Origin of the sequence: Clostridium thermobutyricum (assembly GCF_000371465.1) — a bacterium.
In the GTDB taxonomy this organism is placed as follows: Bacteria; Bacillota; Clostridia; order Clostridiales; family Clostridiaceae; genus Clostridium; species Clostridium thermobutyricum.
Map to the genome: position 1 here is coordinate 144,719 of NZ_KB850956.1, position 1,575 is coordinate 146,293.

Here is a 1,575-nt window from a genome sequence, read left to right on the forward strand (position 1 = left end):
AAACACTCCTTCCCATTCCGAACAGGAAAGTTAAGCTCTATAACGCCGATGGTACTGCATGGGAGACTGTGTGGGAGAGTAGGAAGTTGCTAGGTTATATATGGGGGTATAGCTCAGTTGGGAGAGCACCTGCCTTGCACGCAGGGGGTCAGGAGTTCGAATCTCCTTACCTCCACCAAAAGACATGAATATATTTCATGTCTTTTTTAATATATTTCTAAAAACGGTTTAAATTTTATATAAATAATATGGGTTAATATCAAATATGAGTTTATTTTAGGAGAATGAAAATGAAAAAAATTACAATAGCAATATTTATAGTAATAGCAATAATAATTGGTGTTGCTATTGGAATATTAAATAAAAATAGTGATGAGAGTACAAAACTTAATATGTCAGAACAAATTACAAAAGTATATAATGATTTAAATGATATGAATATAAATCTGACTAGTATGAGCCAATATTATTTATTGGTATGGAATAATACTATAAATAATGGACAAATAAGCAAGAAAGAAATATCAGAAATAATAAATATAGATTATAATAAATTTTTATCTGATACAGATGAAATGAATAAAAATGTATTTACCACTGTTGGAGAGAGTATAGGGTGTTTAAATATATTTTATAATAACTCAGGTATTGATGAAAATATAAAAAATAAGCTTGTAAATATTAGAGTGGAAATTGATAATTTATCTCAAGAAGAGACAGAAAAAAATATAAATGTAAGTTTATCAAATATATATAATAGAATAGTTAATTATTATCAGACAATAATTAATCCTAATGGTAATTTAGAGGATTATAAAAGTAATGTATTTAATCAAGAAGAAATTATAGAAGCAGACTTAAATAGTGTAAGAAAATAAAGGACTTATTAAATAAGTCCTTTATTTTTTTATTTCTTAAATTAATAATATAAATAATTTTTTATAATTATAAGTCAATTACATATTTTATAGAAATGAATTTTTACTTAAGTATATCAAAAAAATTGTTTCTTATCAATTACATTAACAATTGTACACTTAAACTTTGGATAAGCAGGAGTTGTTACATTTCCCTTCTCCAAAATAAAATCATAAATTTATATATAATAAAAATATTGAGAGTGAATAAATAAAAAACAGAATATTCTAATAAAAAAATTAAACATATCCTAGTGTATCATAATAAAAATATTAGAGAAAAAAAAAGAAAATTGGAGAATAAATAAAATAAATGACCTAATTTAAAAATTAATATAGAGTAATATATATAGTATATGTTATTATAATAAGCGTCGATGAGTTAAAACAAATAACTCACAGATAGGACTTAAGTAAAAAAAGTATTGACATACAAAAGCTTAAGTGATAAACTAAATAAGTCGCTGATAGCGATAAGAAAAAATGGTCTTTGAAAATTGAACAGAATAATATATAAGCAAACTTAAACCAGCAATTCTTTTATAAGTAAGTTTTAAGAGCTAAAAGATTAAACTTTTTATTGAGAGTTTGATCCTGGCTCAGGACGAACGCTGGCGGCGTGCCTAACACATGCAAGTCGAGCGATGAAATTTTCTTC

At 25.1% G+C, this 1,575-nt stretch carries 1 protein-coding gene, 1 tRNA gene and 1 other annotated feature; both genes read left to right on the forward strand.

Features of this window, described 5'->3' with window-relative positions:
- Nucleotides 1–84, forward strand: a sequence feature (5S ribosomal RNA rRNA prediction is too short).
- 18 nt (nucleotides 85–102) lie between these two features.
- Nucleotides 103–178 (forward strand) — tRNA-Ala (locus HMPREF1092_RS00645).
- Between the two features lie 112 nt (nucleotides 179–290).
- Nucleotides 291–878, forward strand: coding sequence for a hypothetical protein (locus tag HMPREF1092_RS00650; RefSeq protein ID WP_002596642.1), 588 nt, complete (start codon nucleotides 291–293; stop codon nucleotides 876–878).
- Nucleotides 879–1,575: the final 697 nt, after the last annotated feature.

What these genes read in the sequence shown, in the direction of transcription:
- HMPREF1092_RS00650 (WP_002596642.1), top strand. Translation starts at nt 291, where the DNA reads ATGAAAAAAATTACAATAGCAATATTTATAGTAATAGCAATAATAATT.